At 63.4% G+C, this 3,236-nt stretch carries 4 protein-coding genes; 2 read left to right on the forward strand and 2 right to left on the reverse strand.

The window, feature by feature from the left end; all coding sequences use genetic code 11:
- Positions 1-1,223: sensor histidine kinase (locus tag CWO89_RS42210; RefSeq protein ID WP_130584127.1), on the reverse strand; the 1,223-nt coding region annotated here is incomplete at its 3' end.
- Between the two features lie 116 nt (positions 1,224-1,339).
- Positions 1,340-2,011 carry a response regulator transcription factor gene (locus CWO89_RS42215; protein ID WP_028167982.1) on the reverse strand — a complete coding sequence of 224 codons (672 nt, stop codon included), beginning with the start codon at positions 2,009-2,011 and terminating at the stop codon, positions 1,340-1,342.
- A gap of 235 nt (positions 2,012-2,246) precedes the next feature.
- On the opposite strand from CWO89_RS42215, the gene CWO89_RS42220 reads away from it, so the two are divergent.
- Positions 2,247-2,648, forward strand: a complete 402-nt coding sequence (locus tag CWO89_RS42220; RefSeq protein ID WP_207234695.1) for a VanZ family protein — start codon at positions 2,247-2,249, stop codon at positions 2,646-2,648.
- A gap of 196 nt (positions 2,649-2,844) precedes the next feature.
- Positions 2,845-3,054, forward strand: coding sequence for a hypothetical protein (locus tag CWO89_RS42225; RefSeq protein WP_130584128.1), 210 nt, complete (start codon positions 2,845-2,847; stop codon positions 3,052-3,054).
- Positions 3,055-3,236: the final 182 nt, after the last annotated feature.

Genomic DNA, 3,236 nt, shown 5'->3' on the forward strand with positions numbered 1-3,236 from the left:
CGCGACACCTGGGCGCGCTCGGCGGCCGACAAGCCGCGCCCGTCGTCGTCGACGATAATATGCAGCCGCGGGCCGGCACCCGGCTCCGCCGGCGGCTCGACCAGGACCTCGATGAAGACCTGCGAGGCCGCCCATTTGCAGGCATTGTCGACGAGGTTGCCGGCCATCTCCTCGATATCCTGGCGCTCGCCGCGGAATTTCGCGGATGGGTCGGCCTTCAGCTCGATGGTGATGTCGCGGTCGCGGTGGATCTTTTCCATGGTTCGCCGCAGCGCCTCGAGCACCGGTGCCACTTCGGTGACAGTGGAGACGATGGTGACGCGCGCGGCGATGCGGGCGCGCTCCAGGTGATGCGCGACCTGGTCGCGCATTACCACGGCCTGCTCCAGCACCTTGGCGGCAAAGGGATCGGCGGCATGCGTCGCGGCCTCGTTGACGATCACCGACAAGGGCGTCTTGACCGCGTGGGCGAGATTGCCGACATGGGTGCGCGCGCGCTCGACGATCTCGCGGTTGGCGTCGATCAGCGCGTTGGTCTCGCGCGCGAGCGGCGCGATCTCCACCGGAAACTTGCCTTCGAGCCGTTCGGCGCGGCCGGAGCGGATATCAGCGATCGCCTCCGAAATGCGCTTGAGCGGCGCCAGGCCGAAACGGACCTGGAAGATCGTAGTCAGCAACAGCACGATGCCAAGCGAGGTGAAGGTGCCGCCGAGGTAGTAGTCGAAGCTGCGCGTCTCGTCGAATATCTCGCTGGCGTCGCCGGCGACGCCGACCAGGAACCTGCCGTCGCTGCCAAGATCGACCGGACGCTCGACCATGCGCAGCGTCTGTCCCTCGGGGCCATCGACATAGCCGATGCGAATGCCGGCGGGGGTCAGCTCAAAACCCTGATCCTCCAGTTTCGGCAGTTTCTTGTCCCACAGCGAGCGCGAAGCGCGCGTCTCGCCCTTTTCCACGTCGGTGCGCAGGATCTGCCAGTACCAGCCGGACAGCGGCAGTTCGAACAGCGGTTCGCCGAGCTGGAACTGGTGGTCCGCCGGCTCGTCAGGCGTGGCGACCTCGGCGATCAGGGTGCGGAGATAGAGGTTGAGGCGACGGTCGAAGGCACGCTCCGTGGCATCACGATACACCGAGGACAGGATGACGCCGGTGATCGCCAGGATCACCACCAGCCATGCGGTCGCCGACAGGAACAGGCGGGTGGCGAGCGAGCTTCCACGCATCAGAACATGATCCCGAAAAGGCTGGCCCCGCATTTGATGCGGGGTGGGCACCGGTTTTCGGATAAGATCATGCTGCGATCAAAAAGTAAGCCCGGCGACCAGCGGCGCCGGGGCGGTTACGCGCCGTTCGGCGGCGGCGTCAGGAGATAGCCGAGGCCGCGGACGGTCTGGATGATGTCGACGTCGAGTTTCTTGCGGATGCGTCCGACGAACACTTCGATAGTGTTGGAGTCGCGGTCGAAGTCCTGGTCATAGAGATGCTCGACCAGCTCGGTGCGCGACACCACGCGCCCGGTGTGGTGCATCAGATAGGCCAGCAGCCGGTATTCGTGCGAGGTCATCTTCACCGGGTTGCCGGAGACGCTGACACGGCCGGTGCGGGTATCCAGTGTCACCGGGCCGCAGGTCAATTCGGACTGGGCGTGGCCGGTCGAGCGACGCAGCAGGGCACGAATGCGCGCCAAAATCTCTTCCATGTGGAAGGGCTTTGCGACGTAATCGTCGGCGCCGGCGTCGAAGCCTTGCACCTTGTCGCTCCAGCGGTCGCGCGCGGTCAGGATCAAGACCGGCATGGCGCGGCCGTTGCGTCGCCAGGCTTCCAGCACCGAGATGCCGTCCATCTTCGGCAGACCGATGTCGAGGACGACGGCATCGTAGGGCTCGCTGTCGCCGAGATAGTGCCCCTCCTCGCCGTCGAAAGCACGATCGACCACATAGCCGGCATCCGTCAGCGCGGTCGTAAGCTGGCGATTGAGATCCGGATCATCCTCAACGACGAGTAGGCGCAATTTGGCCTCCGATGGCGAGTCGCAGCTTAGCTAAGATGAGACCCACCGGCGTGAACGGGCTATGAACAAGATGAACGGTGTCATGTTACTTTTTGTTCATTTCCGCGGCTTGATAGCAGATTTGGACCGGCTGAACAGCCGCCGGGTTAACGATATCGGCTGATAGCGCTGCCATACGTGCGGCAGCGATCGTGCGTGGGTTGAGCTCGGCCCCGTTTTTGCTTAGCAACAACCTATGAATCAACGACTGTCCCTGGGCGCCGCCTGGCTGGTGCTCGCCTTCATCGCCTTCGCGACGCTTTCCCCGCTTCAAGACCGCCCTGTCGTCGCAGGTCCCCAGTTCGAGCATTTCACAGCGTTCGCGCTGATGGGATTTGCATTCGTGCGGGCCTATCCCAACCGGCTGGTCTTGATCATCGCAGTCGTCATCGGCAGCGCGTTCGCGCTGGAAGCCCTGCAACTGCTGACGCCGGATCGGCACGGCCGCCTCATCGACGCGCTGGTCAAGGCCGGCGGCGGGCTCTCCGGGATTGCCATCGCCCATTTCGCGGAATTGCTGCTGCGCGGCCCGCTCAACCGGTTCAAGGGAATACGCCCCGACGGTGCGCAGGAGCCGCCGTCGGCGCTGCGGCCTTGAGCATGATCCGGAAAAGTGGAGACCGGTTTCCCTCGCGACAAACGCGGAGCGTTTGCGCTGAGCGCTTAGGGTTAAAACAGACGTCACATTGAAATGCCACGATCGTCCGGATAACCTCGGCCGCATGGCGATGCATTGCTGGCATGAGGCTTGCTTCGTCGACAATTTGCAGCGTCCGGTGGATTGAATTTCGAAAATGAGTTTTCAGCTCGTATGCATTGAATGCGACAGCATCGGCGTGGTGATCGACGATGGTGAGCTCGCCCCGCCCTCCGCGATCGTCAAATGCAGCCATTGCTCGGCCGCGCGCGGCACGCTCGGCGAATTGCGCAGCCTGGCGCTATCAGATCGGCGCGACTTGTTCGATGTCGGCTTGGGCCTCGGCACGACGGGCGCGGCGGTCTAGCTGAGGCGTTTCTATTTCCGCGATGAAGGACCGCGTCGGTCGCGCTGGGCGCGTCGTGCAATCGCGATGATGCTGTCTCGATTTGATCTCCCGAACAACTGACTGTCTCTCAGAAAGACGACTGCATGTTTCCAAGACCAAAACCGGTGCTCCTCCCGAACACCTATGCCTTCGAATCCGAA

Source organism: Bradyrhizobium sp. Leo170 (assembly GCF_004296405.1).
In the GTDB taxonomy this organism is placed as follows: Bacteria; Pseudomonadota; Alphaproteobacteria; order Rhizobiales; family Xanthobacteraceae; genus Bradyrhizobium.

Bases quoted from the DNA above. Each gene is read 5' to 3' on its own strand.
- CWO89_RS42220 (WP_207234695.1), top strand. From the start codon at position 2,247: ATGAATCAACGACTGTCCCTGGGCGCCGCCTGGCTGGTGCTCGCCTTC.
- CWO89_RS42225 (WP_130584128.1), top strand. From the start codon at position 2,845: ATGAGTTTTCAGCTCGTATGCATTGAATGCGACAGCATCGGCGTGGTG.